Raw genomic sequence first — 20218 nt, 5'->3', positions numbered from 1 at the left:
CCCCGTACGGGGACAATGGACTTACCTCAGTCGGCAGAACGTTCCTGCGGAGACGAACTGCACCCGCGGTCGCGGGCGAGCGCGTCGCGCCGAGAACCTGCCGTCGGGCGTGCCGTAAGACTCAGGGGCGGAAGCACTCCCGCGCCTCCCGCGCCATGCCGCCGGTCGGGATGAAGCACAGGAGTACGTCGTCCCGTTCCGGGCCGCCGAGCATCGGGGTGAACCGGTAGGCGTTCGTGTCCGCTTCGTCGGTGATGAAGACGCGGCGAGGCGGTGTGCCGGGGGCGGAGATCTCCAGGGCATCTCCGACGCGGGAGTGCCAGATGCGGCCCCAGGCGGCGGCGCAGACCGGGCTGTAACGGATCTCCACGCTCGCGCCGGTGGCGGTGCGGCGCGGCGGCCCCAACGCGTCGGCGCGGCCCGGCAGTCCGCATGCCATGCGCAAGGGGTCCCTCCCCTCGCACGCCTTCCCGTGGCAGCCGGGGGCCGGATCCAGCGCCGGGGACTGAAGCGCCGTACGCCCGGAGTCGGGGGTCCGCGCCGAAAGGGCCGCCGTCAGCGCCGCGGCCACGACTGCCGCACTCGCGGCAGCGAGGAGCAGGTGGCGACGGCGCGGTCGCCGGGGGCGGGTCGCGGACGGCTGTGTCGGCTCGCGGATGGCGGGCGTTGGCGGGGCGGGGTGCGGGGCTGCGGTGTGCGGGGTGGTGGCCTGCGATGAGTGGGCGCGGCCGCCCCACTCGGCGTCGGCGAGCTCCCACAGCGCGAGCAGCCGCCCGGGCGGCTCGCCCGCTATCGCGCAGAGCGCCTCGACAGCCTGCCGGGGCACGGGGAGCCCTCCGTTGAGATAACGCTGCCACGAGGACCTGCTGTACGCGGTGCGCTCGGCCAGCGCCGTCAGACTGAGGCCCGTGCGTGCCCGGACCGCGCGCAGCCCCTCGGCCAGGGCGGCGCACTCAGGTGCGGGGGCGGTCATCGGCGCAACGCCCGCCAGGTGTGCGGGCCAACGACGCCGTCGGCCGGCAGTCCGGCCTGTTTCTGCAGCCGCATCACCGCGGCGATCGTCTGCTGCCCGTAGACACCGTCGACTGCACCGGGCTCCAGCTTGCGGTAGGCGAGCAGGCACTGCGCTTCCACCACGTCCCAGCCGGGTCCGGCGAGGACGGCGGTGCGCGTCGTGCTGTATCCGGCGGACAGTTCGCCGCCGGGTCCGCCGACCCGGTGCACTTTGCAGGGGTAAGAGGTGCCTGGTCTGAAGACGTACGGCCCCTGCGACGCGGCGGCAGGCTCGGCTGAGAGGGCGGAAGTCGGCCGGGGCGGGGGCGTGTTCACCGCCGCACGCGCTGTCATGCCGTCGCTCTCGCCCCGGTGCCCGCCGATCAGCAGGCCCGCGCCCAGCCCGACGAGCGCTGCGGCCACGACAGCGGCGAGCAAGACGAGGCCGGAGAAACCCCGCCGCGGCTCGCGCCGGTCACCGAGAGGATGCGGGGGCAAGGTAGGCGCGATGGTCTCCACGTCCGCTGCCGGGGCAGCCGTCGCCTTCCCTGGTGGGGCCGGGTCCGTGGCGTCCCTGGTGCCGCCATGTTCCCCCTCCCCCGCCTCGGCCGACGCAGAAGACGACGGCGTCGGCGCGATCCTCTGCTGCCACGCCTGTTCCGCCAACTCGTGCAGGACCAGCAGCCGGGTCGGTTCTGCGCCCGTGATCCGGGCCAGCTGCTCCACCGCCTGGCGGGGGGCCAGCGCCTTCCCGTTGAGGTAACGCTCCCAGGACGAGCGGCTGTAGTCGGTCTTGGCCGCGAGCGAGGCGAGACTGAGCCCGCTGCGGTCCTTCAATCTCCTCATCTGTACGACGAGTTGTCTAACCCTCTGGTCCAGCGAGTCCGACAGCTCCGTCCACCGCGGCATGCCTCACTCCGTACGTGTCAGGGCCCCCGAGGCCGTCGCCTTCACGCCGTGACCTATAACACGCTGATGCGAGGCCGTGGTTCCCGCCGACCGGCGGCGGCATGCCGTTTCGGCCAGGCGCCCAGGGGTCGCGGCTGCCCGGCGGCATCGCGTCCCACGATGCGTCCCAGCAGGTCAGTGGCTGTCCCGTCCCACGGTGTCCCACCTGCCGCCGCCGCACTGGCTCCGTCCCGCATTGACCAGCAACCTCGGTGGAGCAGGCCGGACGGCGCGGACCGCTCCACACCGCACTCGCCGTCGCCTCCGGCTGCCATCCGTCCCGAACGAATTGGGGAAGACATGACCAGGACCACATCGTTCGTCGCCACGACCGCCGCGGCCGCCGCGCTCACCCTCGGCCTCGCCGGCGGAGCCACGGCGGCCGGTCAGCACGACGCCGGACGCACCCAGGCCGCCCGGATCGCCGCGGCCGGCACCGCGCCCGCGTGCATCGAGCGCACCAGCGTCGAGAACAAGCCTGAGGGCGGTGTGCGGGTCTACCTGCGCAACTTCTGCGGCAAGACCATGCACGTCAAGGTGATCGTCAAGTACTGGTCGGACAGCGGGTGCAAGTCCATGCCCAACGGGACCGGCTGGCTCTTCCAGACGGTCGGCGGCCGCTACGAGCGCACCGTGGTGTGCTGACGAGAGAAGGGGAAGCTCCATGAACGTCATCACCAAGGCAGGACTCGGCGCGGTCGCGGCCCTGGCGGCACTGGCAGGCCCCGCTCTGCCGGCCACGGCCGCCGCCCACACGCCCGTCCGGGCGGCGAGCCAGTGCGCCGTCACCGCCTGGGGCCACACGGGCTACTACAAGTGCGGCACGGACCTGAAGGCGGGCTACGTCGACTGGAACCGTGACGGCCACACCGACGAGGTCTTCGTGGTCGCCGCGAACCGCACGATCTGGCACACCTGGAAGAACGCCGGCGGCTGGAAGGAGATGCCCGGCAACGGCCGCGCCGACGACATGATGGGCCCCAACGGCACCGGCGACCCGCGCCGTTGCGTCATCGTCTACGTCAACAAGGGCTACCACTACTGGCAGAACTGCTTCTACAAGGGCACGTGGCACACCTGGACGACGACCGGCTGAGCCCCGCCCGAGCGGCGGAGCGCCCCGGGCCCCGACGGGGGTGGGACCCGGGGCGCTCCCCTGCGGTCGGTCACACCGATCCCTGGCGCACGCCGGTCGGGCCGTTTGAAAGGTGCCAAAGTCGTGACACCGGTACCGCATCTCGTTTTCGTCCACTTGACGATAAAGCACCAACTTATTATCGTCGCACTGACGAAATAGAGGGGGTTCGCCATGGCCGACATCACCCGGCGCTTCGGATGGCGCCATCTGCGCTCCGCGCCCACCGCTCACATCCGCCACCACAAGCGCGGCCGGCTCGTCCACGACGGCCGGGGACTCAGCTTCTGGTACCGGTCGCTGTCGGCGGCGCTCTCCGAAGTGCCGGTCGACGACCGGGAACTGGCCATGGCGTTCCACGCCCGTACGGCCGACTTCCAGGACGTCACCGTGCAGGCCACCGTGACCTACCGGATCAGCGACCCGGCGGAGGCGGCGAACCGGCTCGACTTCTCCGTGGACCCGGACAGCGGGAACTGGCGCGGCACGCCCCTGGATCAGATCGCCACCCTCCTCACCGAGACCGCACAACAGCACACGCTGGACGTACTGGCCCGTACCCCACTGGCCGTCGCCCTGGTGGACGGCGTCGCCTCCGTTCGGGAACGGGTCGCCGCCGGTCTCGCCGCCGAACCCCGCCTGCCGGCCACCGGCATCGACGTGGTGGCCGTGCGCGTCGTGGCGATCCGGCCCGAGGCCGAGGTGGAGCGCGCCCTGCGCACCCCGGCCCGCGAGCAGATCCAGCAGGAGGCGGACCGGGCCACCTACGAGCGGCGGGCCGTCGCCGTCGAACGCGAGCGTGCCATCGCCGAGAACGAGCTGGCCAGCCAGATCGAACTGGCCCGGCGCGAGGAGCAACTGGTCGACCAGCGCGGGACCAACACGCGGCGTGAGGCCGAGGAGAAGGCGGCGGCCGACGGTGTGCGGACCGAGGCCGAGGCGGCTCGCAAGGTCCGTCTCGCCCGCGCGGACGCCGAGGCCGCGCGGGCGACGGGCGCGGCGCGCGCCGAGGCCCAGGCCGCCTGGCTGCGGGTGCACGGCGAGGTCGACCCGGCCACGCTGCACGCCCTGGCTGCGACCCTGTTGGCGGAGAACCTTCCGCGGATCGAGAGCATCACGCTCTCCCCCGACGTGCTCACCGGGCTTCTCGCCAAGATCGGGCGCCCGGAAGGGCGGGCGGACGGGTGAGCCTGGCACCACGGGTGGTGCTCGTGCACCGCAGGACCGAGTACGAGGAACTCCTCGCCCGGCACGGGACGCACGGACAGGCCGCGTTCTTCCTCTCCAGCCGCGGCCGTTCGATCGACGAGGTGGCCCGCCGCCACGCGGACACCCGGCAGGCGCTGCGGGACGTGGCGTCAGCGGTGCCGCTCACCTGGCGCAGCTCGAGGGTGGAGCGGACGGACCTGGATCGCTTCCTGTTCGCCCCGGAGGACGTGGTGGTCGTGGTCGGGCAGGACGGCCTGGTCGCCAACACCGCGAAGTACCTCTCCGGGCAATCGGTGGTGGGCATCGACACCGATCCGGGGCGCAACCCGGGGGTCCTGGTCCGTCACCGCTGCGCCGACGCGGCCGGCCTGCTGCGCGCCGCAACCGGCACCGGGGGCCGGGTGGAAGAACTGACCATGGTCGAGGCCGTCGCCGACGACACCCAGCGCCTTCTCGCCCTCAACGAGATATACCTGGGCCCGCCCGGCCACCAGACGGCCCGCTACCGCCTCGACACCGGCAGCGGCCCGGACCCTGGCGAGGCCCAGGCCTCCTCAGGAGTACTTGTCGGCACCGGTACCGGCGCCACCGGATGGCTCCGCTCCCTGTGGCTGGAGCGCGGCAGCACCGTGCCGATGCCCGCGCCGCGCGATCCTCGGCTCCTGTGGTTCGTGCGCGAGGCCTGGCCGTCGCCCGCGACCGGAACGTCGAGGGTCGCGGGTGAGCTGGGCCGGGGGCAGGTGCTTCGGCTGACCGTGGAATCGGACCGGATGGTGGTCTTCGGCGACGGGATGGAGGCCGACACCCTGGAACTGACCTGGGGTCAAAGCGTACGCGTGGGGATCGCGACATCATCTCTACGCATGGTGACGTGAACGCCACACCCCGCCGGACAGTCGGCCTGGGCCGCCGGTCATGGAGTCGCACAGCAGTGCAGGGGGCGCCGGGGCGCCGAGCTCGGGTTGCCATGCAAAAAGCGACGACCGGCGATGACGCCGGCGAACGGGCCGAACGCCTTGGTCGCGTAGTGGGAGGCGCCGACCGCCTTCGGGTACTTCGTCGCCAACTCCGCGCAGGACGCGGCGGTCAGGAGGGCGGCGAGTAGGGGAACCCACCCCTCCTCCGGCCTCCGCGGCGACCTGCCCCACAAGGACGTGGACCCCGGCGCCCAGCACGTCTGCCAGGATGAAGAAGTACAGCAGCGGGTGGTGAGCGCACGCTTGAGATCGGTGCCGGAGGCGGTGTCCGACCGCGCATTCCGGACCGAGGACATGCTGTGCGTGTCCCCCCACCAGCGGGAGTCCACGCACGGCCCGGTAAGGGTCACTCTGCGGGAGCACAGCGTCCAGAGCCAAGGAGATCCTGGCCCAGCCGCCCATCCCGCTGAATCCAGAGGCTCGGCACCACCTTCTCCTCTCTGCCGGCACCTCAAGCAGGACGGCCGTGTGAGGTGAAGCGCAGGAGACGATCGCGCCGCCGGCCGCTTCGTCGGCTTCGTGTCGGCGAAGGCGGACGTCCCAGGCGATCTCGTGACGGCGGCCGACCACTCGCTTGGCATGGACCTGCTATCCAGAAGCCGCTACCTTGGACCGGCCAGAACCTGAGAGCGCTCTCAATCCCCGCACCTTGCACTCCCCCGACCTTCGGATCGACGAGAGGCAACTACCTTGAGGCGAAAAAACGTTCTCCGCGCAGTTCTGTCCGCAGTGCTGCTCATGACCGCCGTGTCCGCCGGGCTCACCGACGCGGCCGCCGACGGCGCCCGCACATCTCCCGCTGTCGCAACCACCCCTCAGGCCCCCGCATCCGACAGCCTGCTGACGGCCATGCAGCACGACTTCGGCCTCACGCGCGGCGAGGCGGTCGACCGCCTCGCCGCCGAGACGACGGCTCGCCAGGTCGAACGCAGCGCCCAACGCGCCGCGGGCGACTCGTATGGCGGTTCATGGTTCGACGCGACGAGCGGAAAACTCGTCGTGGCTCTCACTGACGCCCGCCTCCGGAAGGCCGTTGAATCGACCGGCGCCCAAGTCAGGCTCGTCAAGCACAGCGAGCGAGAACTGAATGCGGCGATGCAGCGCGTCAACGCCCTGCACGCTCCCGCCGGCGTGGCCGGCTGGCACGTCGACCCGAAGTCGAACTCCGTCACCGTCGACGTGCTCGCTCAGCACCAGGATGACAACGATGTCAGATCCTTCGTGACGCGTGCCCTGAAGGCGGGCCCGGTCACCGTGGCCCGGACCGACCAGGCACCTCGCACTCTCGCCGCGGGCACCGTCGGAGGCGACCCCTACTACACGGGCAACGTGCGCTGCTCCATAGGCTTCTCCGTGTACGGCGGCTTCGTCACCGCCGGACACTGCGCCCAGCCTGGCGCGGCTGTGAGCGGCTGGGACCACACCTACATCGGCAACTTCCAGGGTTCCTCCTTCCCCGACAACGACTACGCCTGGGTCAACGTGGGCAGCGGCTGGTGGACCGTACCCGTCGTGCTCGGCTGGGGCACGGTGTCCGACCAGCTCGTGCGCGGCTCCGCGGAGGCGCCGATCGGCGCCTCCATCTGCCGCTCGGGCTCGACTTCGCACTGGCACTGCGGCACCGTCCTCGCCAAGAACGAGACCGTCAACTACAGCCAGGGCGCCGTCCACCAGATGACGAAGACGAACGTGTGCGCCGAACCCGGCGATTCCGGCGGCTCGTTCATCAGCGGGGACCAGGCCCAGGGCGTCACCTCCGGCGGCTGGGGCAACTGCAGCAGCGGGGGCGAGACCTGGTATCAACCGATCAACGAAATCCTCGCCCGTTACGGCCTCACCTTGCACACTGCATGAGTCCGTAGGCGCCCGGCCCCCTGCTGTGTCGGCCCCGCCTCCGGACGGCGGCCGGCACGGCGCACGCGGAGTGCTCGACCGGCGCGCCCGCAGCGACGGCTGATCGCCACGCGCCCCTGCTCACCAGCACGCCACCGGGTCGGCCAGAGTCCGGGCTCGATGGGGAGACGGCAGTGACCAGCAGGAACGGCGCGCGGCCCCGGCCACCCATCGCGGTGACGTCGTCGGTGGGCCTGGCCCGGCACGCCGAGAGCCGCGCCGAAGGGACGGCATGCTCGCTCCGTGGGCTACGGAGCGAGCATGTCACCGAAGGTGTGAGGCTGTAAGGAAGCCCCCGTTTACTTGTCGCCCGTGGTCGACGGAGCGATTGATCCAATGTTGACGTGCCCACGCCCGCCAAGCAAGGTCGACACACCGGCACAGGCCAGGCGGCCGTATCCGGCATCCTCGTCCGCGGTCCCGCGGACGGAAACAGATCTCACCGCGCTCACGCTCCCCACACTCGTCATCTCCACCGCCCTCGACCAGCTCGACAGGCTTCGGCCGTGACGGTCCCGAACGTATTCGGTGGCAAAACGGTTGGAGGCCTCCGGCAGGAGTAGAGTCGAAGCGCAGGGAGCATTTCGAACACCAGCTTCCACGCAGGTGCCGTTCCCGGCGATCAACGAACACCGGGCTGCCGTCGGGCAGCCCGGGGGCAGGTCGCATCATGACCACTACCCTCGACCGCACAACGCCGCGCGACCTCGCCCCGAGTCTTCCGGTTCGTCTGTCGCTCACACCGAAGACCACCCTCGCAGGCCAGCTCGACGGCGCCTGGTGGCCGTACAGCCGCGATCTGACCGCGGAGCTTCCGCAGCTGGCGGCCGCCCTCGACGGAGCCTGGGGTCGCATCACCCGCGTCACCGTGAACCCCAGCCGCTGGCCCGTCATCCCCCGCCGGGTGCCTGTCGGCGGCCACAGCGTGCATGTCGGATGGTTCACCGAACAGGACCCGGACAAGCTGATCCTGCTCTCCTTCACCGTCGGCCGCTGGGACCTCCTTGTGATCCCGCCGGAGACCGAGCCCACTGCGGCGGCCCGGCTGATGGCCGCGGCCGCGATCCCCGGCAGCGTCCTCAAGGCGGGTGCCCTTTTGGCGAACGACGCCGCCACCGGGCGCGACATACGGCACAGCCGGGACCGGGAAGACGCCTGGGAGGCCGAGGGCGGGGCCTGCATGTCGCCCTACGGGTACATCGGGCTGCCCGTCATGCCCGAGCCGGAGCCCGGGAACGTCAAGGGGTGACAGGCATGGAGACCATCGTCCTCATCGCGGCGTTCCTCATCGCGATCGCCCTGGGCATGCGCCTGATCCATCTGCTGAACGCTCAGCACGACATGCGCATCGCCTCCCACCACTACAGCGACGCCCTGCCCGGCGTCGGCAGGCGTCGCCGCAAGCACCACAGATCTGCGCCCACGCCCACCGCCCCGGTTGACCACACCCGCGCTACGCGATGACACCGCTCCTGCCGAAGGGGAAGCAGCCTGTCCCGGACCGTCGCGTCAGTGAGTCGACACCCTCCGCCCCGACCCTTGCCCCGCCTATCGAAACTCGATAGATTTCTATCGCGAATCGTTGGAAGGACGGGGCATGGGAAAGCTGACCGTGCGTGCGCTGCGCGTCGTGCTGGTGATGGTGCTCGCCGGCACCGTCTTCGTACAGGCCTCGATGGTGTGGGCATTGGCCACCGACCCGGAGAACGGGTCGCTCCCGCTGACCCCGTTGCGCGTGATCACGTTCCTCGGCATGGTGTCGGCCCAGGTCGCCCTGGTCTGCGTATGGCGACTGGTGACGATGGTGCGACGCGCAACCGTGTTCTCCCACGCCGCCTTCCGGTACGTGGACGGGATGATCGGCGCGATCGTGGCGGCTGCCCTCCTCTGGTTCGCGGTCACGGCCCTCAACGCGCCGGGCCAGCGGGACGACCCGGGCGTCACCGTCATCATGGGTGGTGTCGGCATGGCCATCCTGGGGGTCGCACTCATCGTGCTCGTACTGCGAATGCTGCTCGCCCAGGCCGTCGCGCGCGACGTCGAAGCGGCGCAGCTGCAGGCCGAGTTGGACGAGGTGATCTGATGCCGATCGCCGTCGACATCGACGTCATGCTGGCCAGGCGCAAGATGTCCGTGGGCGAGCTGGCGGAACGCGTAGGGATCACACCCGCCAACCTGGCGGTACTGAAGAACGGTCGCGCCAAGGCGGTACGCTTCGCGACGCTCGCCGCGCTCTGCGAGGTACTCGAGTGCCAACCGGGCGACCTGCTGCGCTGGGAGCCCGAGGACGGCGCGGGCCGATGAACCGTTCCCACCGGCGTGTCCAGCCCATCCCACCCGTCGTTGACCGACTTCACGAGCCTCCCGTGGTCGTACCCGAGGAGATCCCCGGCCTGCCGGAGTGGCACGCAACCGCAGAAGGAAGGCGCGTCGGCCCCCTGCTCCCGCCACCTTGCGCCCGAGGGTCGGGTCAGTCCCCGTAACGGGCGGCCAAGGTCCGTACAGTCGCCGCTATGCGGTCGCGGAGTTCGGCCGGTGCCATGACCTCGATGTCCGTGCCCAGCCGCAGGAACTCCCCGTGGGCGTGGTCGATCGACTCGATCGGCACCCGGGCTTCCGTCCACCCCCCGCTCGTGGGCGTCACTCCGAGACGGCGGGCGCCCTCCGAGGTGAGCCGCACCAGGGCTTCCCCGGTCTGCAGCCGGGCCCGGAAGTCGGCCACATAGCCGTTCCAGTACGTGGCCAGGTCGAACCCGTCCGGAACGGCGAATTCCTCCAGCGGCCGAAGGCCGAGGATCTGATCGACCCGGTAGGTGCGGATCCCGGACGGCCCGCCCGCGACCAGGTACCAGCGGCCCGCCTTCAGTACGAGCCCGTACGGCTCGACCCTCCGCTCGATCTCCTCCGGCGCACGCCAGCGCCGGTAGCGCACCAGCGTCGCCCGCCCCTCCCACACCGCGGCGGCGACCTGGGCCAGGTGGGGCGTGCGGTCGGTGTCGCTGTACCAGCCCGGGGCGTCGAGCAGGAAGCGTTCCCTTATCCGCCCGGCATGCTCGCGCAGCTGCGCCGGAAGGGCGGCTCGCAGCTTGAGCTGGGCGGTGGCGAGCGCCTCGCCGAGGCCGAGGTCGTCGGCGGCGCCGGGGAGCGCGGCAAGGAACGCCGCCTGCGCCTCGTCCGCGGTCAGTCCGGTGAGCCGGGTCCGGTAGCCGTCGACCAGCCGGTAGCCGCCCGCGTGTCCGGCGGCGCCGTACAGCGGGATGCCGGCGGCGCCGAGCGCCTCGACGTCCCGGTAGACCGTACGGACGGAGACCTCCAGCTCCTCGGCAAGCTGCTGGGCCGTCATCCGGCCCCGGTTCTGCAGCAGCAGGAGCAGAGTGACCAGCCGGCTCGCGCGCATGCCGACCAGTATCCACATTCACTGACACTGGATGTCAGGGGACCGTCCCTACTCTGCGGCGCATGAACGATTTCGACTTCCTGCACGGCTCCTGGGACGTGGCCAGCCGCCGTCTGACCGCGCCGCTCGAACCCGGCTCCGGAACCTGGGTGGAGTTCCCCGGGCATGCGGTGGTCCGGCCGCTGTTCGGGGGCGCCGGCAACATCGACGAGATCACCTTCCCGACGCTCGGCCGTCAGGGCGTGACCCTGCGGCTGCTCGACCGCGAGACGGGGCGGTGGTCGATCCACTGGTCCGACAGCCGGACGGGCCGACTGGACCCGCCCGTGGTCGGGGGCTTCGCCGGTGACCGCGGCGACTTCTACGGTGACGACACCTACGGCGGGCGCCCGATCCGGGTGCACTTCACCTGGTACCGCCTCGGTCCGGACAACGCCCGCTGGGAGCAGGAGTTCTCCGCCGACGAGGGCCGCACGTGGGAGCACAACTGGACCATGGACCTCACCCGTACCGGGCGGGCCGGCGCATGAGCATCGTGGAACTGCGGCAGTACACGCTGCGTCCCGGAGCCCGGGAAACGCTGATCGAGCTGTTCGAGCGCGAGTTCGTGACCGCCCAGCAGGCGGTCGGCATCACCGTCGGCGGCCGGTTCCGCGACCTGGACGACCCGAACCGGTTCGTCTGGCTGCGCGCGTTCCCCGACATGGCGCGCCGCCGGCGGTCGCTGCAGTCCTTCTACTCCGGCCCCGTCTGGCGGAAACACCGCGACGCGGCCAACGCCACCATGACCGACAGCGACGACGTCCTGCTGCTGCGCGGCCCGGGCTTCACTCCTGCGCCCGGCACCCGTGAGGTACTCGCGACCGTCTGCCACCCGACCGGGGCGCCCGACTTCGACGCGTACGCCGCCCGGCACCTGGCACCGCGCCACGCGCTGCACCGCACCGAGCACGCCGAGAACGACTATCCCCAACTGCCGGTCCGCACCGGGGAAGACGTCCGGGTCTGGTTCGGCCCGGCGGAGCCACCGCCCTGGCCGACCCGGCGACTGCGGCTCGAACCGGTGACGACCTAGGCTGGTTCGGCCGTCGCCGACGAGCTCGCGCTCGTCCCAGGCGATCGGTTTCCGTCTCGTTCACCTCCCCGAGTGGGTGTCGTGGACGAGGTGGGCCGACCGCTCACCAGGCAGTCGAACGCGGGAGCGGGCGCGGTGGTTGCTCCTCCCCTTACGGAATCGTGACGTGCCGACCCATGGCCTCCGAGCGGGGCCGACCCGGGCCTAGTCTGCGTTCATGCGTGTACTGGTTACCGGCGGTGCCGGCTTCATCGGTTCCCATGTCGTCGAGGCACTGACCGAGCGCGGGCACGAGGCCGTGGTCTTCGACGTGCGCGTGGATCCGACCGCGGACGTGCGCGATGCCGAGGCGGTCGGGCGGGCGCTGGTGGGAGTCGACGCCGTAAGCCATCAGGCCGCGATGGTCGGTCTCGGCACCGGCTTCGAGGACGCCCCGGGCTATGTCTCCCACAATGATCTGGGCACGGCCGTACTGCTCGCGGCGATGGCCCGGGCGGAGGTGCGGCACCTGGTGCTGGCCGGGTCGATGGTCGTCTACGGGGAGGGACGGTACGCGTGTCCTTCGCACGGTGCGGTCAGACCGGGCCCCCGGGCCGTCCCGGACCTCGCGGCGGGCCGGTTCGAGCCGCGGTGCCCGGAGTGCGGCGGGGGCCTCGTGCCCGGCCTGGTCGGTGAGGACGTTCCCGCCGATCCGCGCAACGTCTATGCGGCGACCAAGCTCACCCAGGAGCACCTGGCGGCCGCCTGGGCCCGGTCCACGGGCGCCGGCGTGGTCGCGCTGCGGTATCACAATGTGTACGGTCCGCGGATGCCGCGGGACACTCCGTACGCCGGAGTCGCGTCCTTCTTCCGCTCCTCGCTCGCCCGGGGCGAGGCACCCCGGGTGTACGAGGACGGGGGCCAGCGGCGGGATTTCGTCCATGTGCGGGACGTGGCCGCGGCCAATGTGGCAGCGCTGGAGGCCGGTTCGGCCGAGGGCACGCTGACGGCGTACAACACGGGCAGCGGCGAGCCGCGCACCGTGGGCGAGTTGGCGTGTGCGCTCGCCTCCGCGCACGGGGGGCCGCAGCCTGTGGTGACCGGCGAGTACCGGCTGGGCGACGTCCGCCACATCACGGCGGACTCCTCGCGGCTGCGGGCGGAGCTGGGCTGGCGGCCGCGGGTGGCGTTCGAGGAGGGGATGCGGGAGTTCGCCGCCGGGGCGTGAACCGGTTCGCCCCGGCGGCCGGAAGGACGACGGCGCGAGGTGTCAGGCCTCGGCGACCGGAAGGACGACCTCGAAGCGGCAGCCGCCCGCGACGTTGCGTACGGCGGCCCGGCCCTGGTGGGCCTCGACGATGCCGCGGACGATCGCCAGGCCCAGGCCCGCGCCGGCCGGCGGAGTGCGCGCGTCGGAGCCGCGCCATCCGGTGTCGAACACTCTCGGAAGATCCTCCATGGCGATGCCCCCGCAGCCATCCGTCACGGACAGCACCACGCCGTCCGGTGCGCGTTCGGCGGCGACCGCCACGGTACCGTCGGCCGGCGTGCGGCGGATCGCGTTGATCAGCAGATTGCCCAGCACCCGGTTCATCTCCTTGCCGTCCACCTCCACGGGCACCGGCTCGACATGGTCGCCCACCAGCCGTACGCCGTGCTCGCGGGCGAGCGGACCGGCCCCGGCGAGGGCGTCGCTGACCAGGTCGTACAGGGAGATGCGGGAGCGGGTCAGGGCGAGCGTGCCGGCGTGGATGCGAGACAGTTCGAACAGGTCGCCGACCATGTCGTTGAGGCGTTCCACCTCGGTGCGGATCTGCCGCAGATAGCGGTCGGGATCGGCGGCCACCCCGTCCTCCAGAGCCTCCGCCATGGCGCGCAGGCCGGCCAGTGGGGTCCGCAGATCGTGTGAGATCCACGCGACCAGCTCGCGGCGGGAGGCCTCCAGGGCGCGCTCGCGCTCCCGGGACTCCGCGAGCCGGGCACTGGTGGCCGCCAGCTCCCGGCTCAGCTCGTTCAGTTCGGCCGTCGTCGGACCGTCGGGCGCAGCGAAGGAGCCGCCCTCCCCGAAGGAGCGGGCAGCCAGGGCGAGTTCACGGCTGCGAGCCACCACCCAGCGGCCCAGCAGCAACGCGGTCGCCAGGGACACGACGGCCGCCATTGCGACGACGGTGGTCACGACACTCAGGTCGTGCGCGGACAGGAACATCGCCTGCGCCACCGCCAGGGTGCCGGCCAGCATCGCGCCCACGGCCACCGCCGCGACCACGGTCAGCGAGGCGGTGAGGGAACGCCGGCGGATCAGCCGCAGGACACCCGCGCCCGCCAGCCCGGTGGCGGCGGCGCCGCAGAAGGCGTACAGGGCGATCAACACCACGTCGCTCATGTCATCCCTCCTTGCCGGCGGCCAGGTCGAACCGGTAGCCGACGCCCCACACCGTCTGGATCAGGCGCGGGCGGGCCGGGTCGTCCTCGACCTTGGCGCGCAGCCTCCGCACATGCACGGTGACGGTGGACAGGTCACCGAAGTCCCACCCCCACACCTCGCGCATGAGGTCCTCGCGGCTGCAGGCGCGGCCAGGGTGCTGGAGGAAGAAGGCGAGCAGGTCGAACTCGCGCAGCGTGAGGGCGAGTTCGACGCCGTTGCGGGTGACGCGGCGGGAGGCCGGGTCGAGGGTGAGGCCGCCCGCGGCCAGCGGCTGCGTCGCGGGTCCGGGCCGGGTGCGGCGCAGCACCGACTGCACCCGCAGGACCAGTTCGCGGGGGCTGAACGGCTTGGTGACGTAGTCGTCGGCGCCCACCTCGAGGCCGAGGATGCGGTCGTCCTCGTCGCCGCGTGCGGTCAGCATGATCACCGGGACGGGGGCGCTCTCCCGTATGCGGCGGCACACGTCCAGGCCGTCCATGCCGGGCAGCATCAGGTCGAGCACCACCAGGTCGGGACGGTTGCGGGCGGCCTGCTCCAGCGCGGTGGGCCCGTCCTCCGCGCGGTCCACGGTGCATCCGGCGCGGGCCAGATAGCCGGCCACGACCTCGGCGACGGTGGGGTCGTCGTCGACGACGAGGACCCGGACGGAGGCGGGCGCCCGGTCGGTGGCTGGGGACTGCGCGAAGGGATGCGGCTGCTGCATGGCTCCAGCCTCGCACCACGCCCGCGCCGGTGCGGCGTGCGGAGCCTCGGTCAGGTCCGATGTCCGTGTTTCGTAAGGTGCCGTGGCCCGGAATGCCGGTTTTGCGTCCGTAGGGTGAGTGCCGTGACGACCTCTCCCCCTCTTTCTGGCGTGGACGTGATCCTGCCTTGCCTCGATGAAGCCGAGGCGCTCCCCTGGGTTCTGGCCCGTATCCCGCACGGCTGGCGGGCCCTCGTCGTGGACAACGGCTCCAGCGACGGCTCCGCCGAGCTGGCCCGGGAGCTCGGCGCCACCGTGGTGCGCGAACCGCGCCGCGGGTTCGGAGCCGCCTGCCATGCGGGACTGACCGCGGCGAGCGCCGACATCGTCTGCTTCTGCGACTGCGACGGCTCGCTCGACCCGGCGCTGCTGGTGCCGTTCGTCGACGAGGTCCGCTCCGGCACGGCGGATCTGGTCCTCGGCCGACGCCGGCCACACGGCCGGGGCGCATGGCCGGCGCACGCCCGCGCCGGCAACGTCGCCCTCACCCTGCTGCTGCGCCGGCGCACCGGGCTGCGGCTGCGCGACCTCGGCCCGCTGCGAGCCGCCCGCCGTGAGTCGCTGCTCTCTCTCGGCCTGACGGACCGGCGCAGCGGTTACCCCCTGCAGATGGTCGTGCGGGCCGCCGAGGCCGGCTGGCGCATTGCCGAGCACGACGTGCTCTACCTGCCGCGCACCGGCGCCTCCAAGGTGACCGGCACCTGGCGCGGCACCTGGCAGGCCGTCCGGGACATGAGCCGGACACTGGCGGAGCCGGCCGCGGACGGAGGGCGGCCTCGGTGACCACACTGCTCGTCATCGCCAAGGAACCCCGGCCCGGCCGCGTCAAGACGCGGCTCACACCGCCGTTCACACCGCAACAGGCGGCCGCCCTCGCCGAGGCCGCGCTGGCGGACACTCTGGCCGCCGTCGCCGCGGCACCCGCCGCCCGGCGGCTTCTCGTCCTGGACGGCAGCCCCGGGCCGTGGCTGCCGCCCGGCTTCGACGTCGTACCGCAGTGCGCCGGCGGGCTGGACGAGCGGCTCGCCGCCGCACTCGCCGGCTGCGACGGCCCGGCACTGCTCATCGGCATGGACACTCCCCAGGTGACACCACGGCTCCTCGACGTGGACTTCACGGATGGCGACGCGTGGTTCGGCCCGGCCGAGGACGGCGGCTTCTGGGCACTCGGCCTGGCCTCGCCGGATCCCCGGCTGGTGCGGGGCGTGCCCATGTCGACTCCCACGACCGGGGCCGTGCAGCGCCGGCGTCTGGTCGCCGCGGGACTGCGCGTGCGCGACATGCCGCGGCTGCGGGATGTGGACACGGCCGATGACGCGGCTGCGGTCGCCGCGCGGGCCCCCCATGGCCGCTTCGCCGCGCAACTGGCCCGCCTCACCAGGAGCCGCGCCCGGTGAGCGCCACGTACGAGGCTCCGCCGCCGGCCCGCCGCCTCGCGGCCGGCGAGTACGGGGCATGCGGCCTGCCGGCCTGGGCCGGGGACGAGACGTACGCCGGTGTCCTGCGTGCCGGGCGCGGGCCGCTGTTTCTGCAGCGGCCCGACGGATGGCTGCTTCCGCTGGAGGTGGAGCGGTGGTGTGCCGACGCCGACGCAGTGGACCTCGACGTCCTGGACCGCTGCGAGGGCGCCGTCCTGGATGTCGGCTGCGGGCCGGGCCGGCTGGTCGCCGCGCTTGCGGCACGGGGGCGGCAGGTGCTCGGCCTCGATGTCAGCGAGGCAGCCGTGGCACACACCCGGCGACGGCTGGCCCCCGTACTGTCCGGGAAGGCCGCGGAGCCAGCGTCCGGCGCAGTCTCGGCAGCACCGCACGCCCGGTCCCGCCCATCGCGGCGCGGTGACTCCTTCGCCCCGTCGAAGGGCGAACCTCAGGTGCTACCGCTCGGCAAGACCTTCGACCCGCCGTCCGGCGGAGGCTGGGAGTCATCGCATCGGAGGGCCGCCGCGCTGCCTGGCTCGGTGTTCGCGCCGTTGCCGGACGAGGGCCACTGGGGCACGGCGTTGCTGCTGGACGGCAATGTCGGCATCGGCGGCGATCCCTCCGCCCTGCTCGGCCGGCTCACCCGCGTGCTCGTGCCCGGCGGCCTGGTGCTGGTCGAGACCGCGCCGGTCGACGTCGACGAAAGGGCCACGGTCCGCCTCACCGGTGCGGGCGGTGCGGCCGGGAGCCCGTTTCCATGGGCACGCCTGGGCACGCCGGCGCTGGTGCGTCACGCCCGGCAGGCGGGCTGGCGGACCGTCGCTCAGTGGACGGCGGGCGGCCGGTGCTTCGTCGCCCTGCGCAGCCGCCACACCAACAGCACGGCGGAACCACCGAAAAGGGCGGCGCTGATCAGCAGCCAGCGGGTCAGGAAGCCGTCCGCCGACAGCCCGGCGACCCGCTCGTAGGGTTCGGCAACCCGGCCGCTGATCAGCGGGAACCACACGAGCAGCAGCAAGCCGGACAGCGCGGCCGGCACCCGTACGTAGAGCACCCACGCGCGGTTGCCGACCGCGCCGCACGCGCGCAGCAGGGCGCGATCCAAGGCGGCGTACAGCGGCAGCAGCACCAGGTCGTGCAGCAGCGCCGCGCCGACGAACCACAGCGCGACGCCGAACCAGTCGCCCGCCAGCAACCGCACCCCGGCGTACCCGGCGAGCGCGAACGAACAGGCCAGAAGCAGCAGCAGGAGCGGGCTGCCGAGGGTGATCCGGTGGCTGCCGTGCGGGATCCGGTGACGCATCACAGGGCTCCGAAGGTCAGACGGGCCACCCACTTGGTGTTCAGCACGCCGGGGGCGGCGGGGACGATGACGCGGGCCGGATAGCCGTGATCAAGGGTGAGGGCCTCACCGTTGACGGACAACGCGAGCAGACTGCGTACGTCGGCGACCTGGTCGGCGCTCAGCGCGGCCCGGCGGAACGCCCCGTGCCGCTGCAGCGACTCGACGAGCACGTCGGCCGCGTCGTCATGTCCGACGAGAGCGGCGAGGTCGCGCAGCCGCACTCCGCGCCACCACTGGTTCGACGTCGACCAACCCTCCACGCAGGCGATCGGCAGCGCGGCGCTGTGCTGCGGCAGGCTCAGCAGATCGCCGCGGGTGAGGCGGACGGTTCCGGTGCGGCCGGTGACGGCCAGCTGCCACGCCTCCTCGCCGGTCTCCGCGGCACGGATGCCGGCGTACGCGGCGGTCTTGTTGATCTGGAAGCCGCCCGGCCCGCCCCCCGGATCCTCCCAGCCGTGCGGGGAGAGCAGTGCGGTGCGCCGCAGCGGCCCGTCGAAGCTGCGGCCGACGCTGGTGGCGAACAGCAGCAGCGAACCGCCGCCGACCAGCCACAGCGCGCCGCGGCGGGACACACTGGGCGGGTCCGGGCGCGGTGAGACGAGGTCAGCACCCATCGCATCCTCCGGCTGGGCCGCGCCCCGCCTCCGTACGTTGCGCACCGCCGCGGGCACCCGCAGCGCCGCGTGCACGACGAACGCGGCGAAGAAGACCCAGGCGCCGTAGAAGTGCAGCGGGTAGAAGGAGCCGGGGAAGATGTAGTCGAGCTGGACATTGAGCACGCCGGTGGTGAACTCGAACAGCGCTCCCCCGACCAGCAGCAGCAAGGAGATGCGTTCCAGAGCGTGCGCCAGCGACCGCGCCGGCGGCAGCGCGAACAGCTTGGGCACCACCGACCACAGCTTCGCCAGCAGCACCGGGATCAACGTGATGCCGAGCGTGACGTGCACACCCTGGGTGAGCCGGTACAGCCACACCGGGTTCGTCGGCCAGGCGAAGAGGTAGAAGCCCAGGACGCCCTTGCCGGGCGTCTTGTCGTTCACCGGGGACAGCCCCGGGTTGTAGGCGGCGTAGGACACCAGTCCGGTCACGAACAGCACGGTGATACCGACGAGCAGCACCAGACCGAGCACCGAGGTGAACCACGGTCCGCGCAGCGGACTGCGCCAGAAACCGGGCGAAGTGGGAAGCTGTTGTTCGCGCATGTGCCGACCGTAGGCCGCGATCGGGGTGACGGCCGGGCTGCGACCCATGACGAAACGCTGACGTCGTGCCGTCGGGGCACCTGCCGGAGAGCCGTTCGCCCTAGCGTGCCGGTGTGAACCGAGCCTTCCTGCGGGACCTGTGCGCCACCGCTGCCGCCGCCCTGCTCGTCGCGGCGGCGGCGCTCGTCGGCCGCGGCATCCGGGACTTCCCGCACATCCTGTTCGTCGACTGGCCGCCGCTCGTGGGGTTCTGGGGCCCGCACACCGGTCCGGGCACTCCTGCCGCCCTGACGGTGGCGGTCCTGGTCGTCGGATACGGCCCGGTGGCGGCGGCCCGGCTGCCCTGGCGGGCGCTGCTCTTCGCGGTCTGGGCCTCGGCGCTGGCCTGGATCTGGTCGCTGGCCCTGATCGACGGCTGGCGCCGGGGTGTCGTCGGCCGGCTCACCACCCGCTACGAATACCTCCAGGCCGTCGACCGCTTCCACGACATCCCGGCCGCCCTGCGCGACTTCACCCACCACATCCTGCTGCACTCCCCCGGCAACTGGCCCGCCCATGTGGCCGGGCATCCGCCGGCCGCGACGCTCACCTTCGTGCTGCTGGACCGGGCAGGCCTTCGCGGCGGCGGCTGGGCCGGGGCCTGGTGCATCACGCTCGGCGCCACGGCGTGCGTGGCGGTGCTGGTGACGGTGCGCCTGCTGGCCGGGGAGAAGACGGCCCGGCGCGCGGCACCGTTCGTGGTGCTCGCCCCGGCGGCGGTGTGGATGGGCACGTCCCCGGACGCCTATTTCGCCGCCGTCGCCGCCTGGTCGGTGGCGCTCCTCGCGGTGGCGGTGACCCGGCCGTCCAGGCCGGCGGCGTTCGGGGCGGGACTGCTGTTCGGGCTGACCTGCTACCTGTCGTACGGGCTGACGCTGATCGCGCTGGTCGGAGCTGCCGTGGTGCTGCTCGCGCGGCCGCCTGCCCGCCGGCTGCTGCACGGGATCGCCTTCCCGCTCGCCGGTTTCGCGATCGTGCCGCTGTTGTTCTCTCTCGCCGGGTTCCACTGGTGGGAGGCGTACCGGTTGCTGGTCGAGCGCTACTACCAGGGTGCGGGGGGCGTGCGTCCCTACGGCTACTGGGTGTGGGCGAACCTGGCCTGCACCGTCCTGGTCGTCGGGATGGCGACCGTGGCGGGGCTGCGGCGGGTGGGCACGGTACTGATCGTGGAGCGCAAACTTCTGCGCCCCGCCGGGGCCGGCCTGGGCCGGTCGCCACAGCTGCGGCTGGCGCTCCTCGTGTGCGCCGCTCTGCTCGCCCTCCTCGCCGCCGACCTGTCCGGCATGAGCAAGGCGGAGACAGAGCGCATCTGGTTGCCGTTCGCGGTGTGGCTCCTGCCGGCGGGGGCGCTCCTGCCTTTCCCACGGGCTTGGCTCGCCGCCCAAGCGGTGCTCGCACTGCTGCTCAACCACCTGCTGTGGACGGGGTGGTGACGGGAGAG

At 72.3% G+C, this 20218-nt stretch carries 22 protein-coding genes and 1 pseudogene; 16 read left to right on the top strand and 7 right to left on the bottom strand.

What is annotated here, in order from left to right:
• Window positions 1-121 precede the first annotated feature (121 nt).
• Window positions 122-973 carry a helix-turn-helix domain-containing protein gene (locus ACF1GV_RS17420; protein ID WP_391681272.1) on the bottom strand — a complete coding sequence of 284 codons (852 nt, stop codon included), beginning with the start codon at window positions 971-973 and terminating at the stop codon, window positions 122-124.
• On the bottom strand, window positions 970-1902 hold the full coding sequence (locus ACF1GV_RS17415) for a peptidoglycan-binding protein (protein WP_391681269.1): 933 nt from the start codon (window positions 1900-1902) through the stop codon (window positions 970-972). Before ACF1GV_RS17415 ends, ACF1GV_RS17420 begins: the two co-directional genes overlap by 4 nt.
• 339 nt (window positions 1903-2241) lie before the next feature.
• Here ACF1GV_RS17415 and ACF1GV_RS17410 point away from each other — a divergent pair, with 339 nt between their 5' ends.
• The 4 genes from ACF1GV_RS17410 to ACF1GV_RS17395 all read left to right on the top strand — a co-directional run bounded on the left by ACF1GV_RS17410 (window position 2242) and on the right by ACF1GV_RS17395 (window position 5160).
• Window positions 2242-2586: a hypothetical protein gene (locus tag ACF1GV_RS17410; protein ID WP_391681267.1), complete on the top strand. Its 345-nt coding sequence runs from the start codon at window positions 2242-2244 to the stop codon at window positions 2584-2586.
• A 19-nt stretch (window positions 2587-2605) separates the two neighbouring features.
• On the top strand, window positions 2606-3037 hold the full coding sequence (locus ACF1GV_RS17405) for a hypothetical protein (protein ID WP_391681264.1): 432 nt from the start codon (window positions 2606-2608) through the stop codon (window positions 3035-3037).
• Between the two features lie 213 nt (window positions 3038-3250).
• On the top strand, window positions 3251-4264 hold the full coding sequence (locus tag ACF1GV_RS17400) for an SPFH domain-containing protein (RefSeq protein WP_391681261.1): 1014 nt from the start codon (window positions 3251-3253) through the stop codon (window positions 4262-4264).
• Window positions 4261-5160 carry a hypothetical protein gene (locus ACF1GV_RS17395; RefSeq protein WP_391681259.1) on the top strand — a complete coding sequence of 300 codons (900 nt, stop codon included), beginning with the start codon at window positions 4261-4263 and terminating at the stop codon, window positions 5158-5160. The genes ACF1GV_RS17400 and ACF1GV_RS17395 overlap by 4 nt, the downstream gene beginning before the upstream one ends.
• Before the next feature lie 107 nt (window positions 5161-5267).
• Here ACF1GV_RS17395 and ACF1GV_RS17390 read toward each other — a convergent pair.
• A pseudogene (locus ACF1GV_RS17390) lies at window positions 5268-5558 on the bottom strand (amino acid permease); the annotation flags it as partial.
• Between the two features lie 442 nt (window positions 5559-6000).
• Between ACF1GV_RS17390 and ACF1GV_RS17385 the strand changes: the two are divergent.
• From ACF1GV_RS17385 to ACF1GV_RS17365, 5 genes are all read left to right on the top strand, one after another.
• Window positions 6001-7116, top strand: a complete 1116-nt coding sequence (locus ACF1GV_RS17385) for a S1 family peptidase (RefSeq protein WP_391681256.1) — start codon at window positions 6001-6003, stop codon at window positions 7114-7116.
• Window positions 7117-7825: 709 nt separating this feature from the next.
• Complete coding sequence (locus tag ACF1GV_RS17380) at window positions 7826-8404, top strand: DUF5994 family protein (protein ID WP_391681253.1); 579 nt, start codon at window positions 7826-7828, stop codon at window positions 8402-8404.
• A 5-nt stretch (window positions 8405-8409) separates the two neighbouring features.
• Window positions 8410-8619, top strand: a complete 210-nt coding sequence (locus ACF1GV_RS17375) for a hypothetical protein (protein WP_391681251.1) — start codon at window positions 8410-8412, stop codon at window positions 8617-8619.
• A 133-nt stretch (window positions 8620-8752) separates the two neighbouring features.
• The gene (locus ACF1GV_RS17370; RefSeq protein WP_391681248.1) at window positions 8753-9238 is read left to right on the top strand and encodes a DUF2975 domain-containing protein; all 486 of its coding nucleotides are present in this window, start codon (window positions 8753-8755) and stop codon (window positions 9236-9238) included.
• On the top strand, window positions 9238-9459 hold the full coding sequence (locus tag ACF1GV_RS17365; RefSeq protein WP_391681246.1) for a helix-turn-helix domain-containing protein: 222 nt from the start codon (window positions 9238-9240) through the stop codon (window positions 9457-9459). The genes ACF1GV_RS17370 and ACF1GV_RS17365 overlap by 1 nt, the downstream gene beginning before the upstream one ends.
• Window positions 9460-9625: 166 nt before the next feature.
• On the opposite strand, the gene ACF1GV_RS17360 is transcribed toward ACF1GV_RS17365, so the two are convergent.
• Window positions 9626-10552, bottom strand: a complete 927-nt coding sequence (locus tag ACF1GV_RS17360) for a helix-turn-helix transcriptional regulator (protein ID WP_391681243.1) — start codon at window positions 10550-10552, stop codon at window positions 9626-9628.
• 62 nt (window positions 10553-10614) lie between these two features.
• Between ACF1GV_RS17360 and ACF1GV_RS17355 the strand changes: the two genes are divergently transcribed.
• The 3 genes from ACF1GV_RS17355 to ACF1GV_RS17345 all read left to right on the top strand — a co-directional run bounded on the left by ACF1GV_RS17355 (window position 10615) and on the right by ACF1GV_RS17345 (window position 12834).
• Window positions 10615-11082 carry a hypothetical protein gene (locus ACF1GV_RS17355; protein WP_391681240.1) on the top strand — a complete coding sequence of 156 codons (468 nt, stop codon included), beginning with the start codon at window positions 10615-10617 and terminating at the stop codon, window positions 11080-11082.
• Window positions 11079-11627, top strand: coding sequence for an NIPSNAP family protein (locus ACF1GV_RS17350; RefSeq protein ID WP_391681238.1), 549 nt, complete (start codon window positions 11079-11081; stop codon window positions 11625-11627). The genes ACF1GV_RS17355 and ACF1GV_RS17350 overlap by 4 nt, the downstream gene beginning before the upstream one ends.
• Before the next feature lie 217 nt (window positions 11628-11844).
• Window positions 11845-12834 carry an NAD-dependent epimerase/dehydratase family protein gene (locus ACF1GV_RS17345; protein WP_391681235.1) on the top strand — a complete coding sequence of 330 codons (990 nt, stop codon included), beginning with the start codon at window positions 11845-11847 and terminating at the stop codon, window positions 12832-12834.
• Window positions 12835-12876: 42 nt separating this feature from the next.
• Here ACF1GV_RS17345 and ACF1GV_RS17340 read toward each other — a convergent pair whose 3' ends face one another.
• Together ACF1GV_RS17340 and ACF1GV_RS17335 are read right to left on the bottom strand one after the other, a co-directional pair.
• A complete protein-coding gene (locus ACF1GV_RS17340; protein WP_391681233.1) occupies window positions 12877-13989 on the bottom strand; it encodes a sensor histidine kinase in 1113 nt (370 codons plus the stop codon).
• A 1-nt stretch (window position 13990) separates the two neighbouring features.
• Window positions 13991-14734: a response regulator transcription factor gene (locus tag ACF1GV_RS17335; protein WP_391681230.1), complete on the bottom strand. Its 744-nt coding sequence runs from the start codon at window positions 14732-14734 to the stop codon at window positions 13991-13993.
• 114 nt (window positions 14735-14848) lie between these two features.
• Between ACF1GV_RS17335 and ACF1GV_RS17330 the strand changes: the two genes are divergently transcribed.
• From ACF1GV_RS17330 to ACF1GV_RS17320, 3 genes are all read left to right on the top strand, one after another.
• Window positions 14849-15556, top strand: a complete 708-nt coding sequence (locus ACF1GV_RS17330; protein ID WP_391681227.1) for a glycosyltransferase family 2 protein — start codon at window positions 14849-14851, stop codon at window positions 15554-15556.
• Complete coding sequence (locus ACF1GV_RS17325) at window positions 15553-16170, top strand: DUF2064 domain-containing protein (RefSeq protein ID WP_391681225.1); 618 nt, start codon at window positions 15553-15555, stop codon at window positions 16168-16170. Before ACF1GV_RS17330 ends, ACF1GV_RS17325 begins: the two co-directional genes overlap by 4 nt.
• Before the next feature lie 65 nt (window positions 16171-16235).
• Window positions 16236-17159: a class I SAM-dependent methyltransferase gene (locus ACF1GV_RS17320; RefSeq protein WP_391681645.1), complete on the top strand. Its 924-nt coding sequence runs from the start codon at window positions 16236-16238 to the stop codon at window positions 17157-17159.
• A 334-nt stretch (window positions 17160-17493) separates the two neighbouring features.
• On the opposite strand, the gene ACF1GV_RS17315 is transcribed toward ACF1GV_RS17320, so the two are convergent.
• Window positions 17494-18786: a molybdopterin-dependent oxidoreductase gene (locus tag ACF1GV_RS17315; protein WP_391681222.1), complete on the bottom strand. Its 1293-nt coding sequence runs from the start codon at window positions 18784-18786 to the stop codon at window positions 17494-17496.
• A 65-nt stretch (window positions 18787-18851) separates the two neighbouring features.
• Here ACF1GV_RS17315 and ACF1GV_RS17310 point away from each other — a divergent pair, with 65 nt between their 5' ends.
• Window positions 18852-20210 (top strand): hypothetical protein, encoded by a 1359-nt coding sequence (locus tag ACF1GV_RS17310; protein ID WP_391681219.1) that lies wholly within the window; start codon window positions 18852-18854, stop codon window positions 20208-20210.
• Window positions 20211-20218 lie beyond the last annotated feature (8 nt).

The sequence above is a fragment of the Streptomyces sp. NPDC014006 genome (assembly GCF_043088925.1).
In the GTDB taxonomy this organism is placed as follows: Bacteria; Actinomycetota; Actinomycetes; order Streptomycetales; family Streptomycetaceae; genus Streptomyces.
The sequence above is the reverse complement of the archived record's forward strand: the minus strand, read 5'-3'. Positions and strand labels throughout refer to the sequence as shown.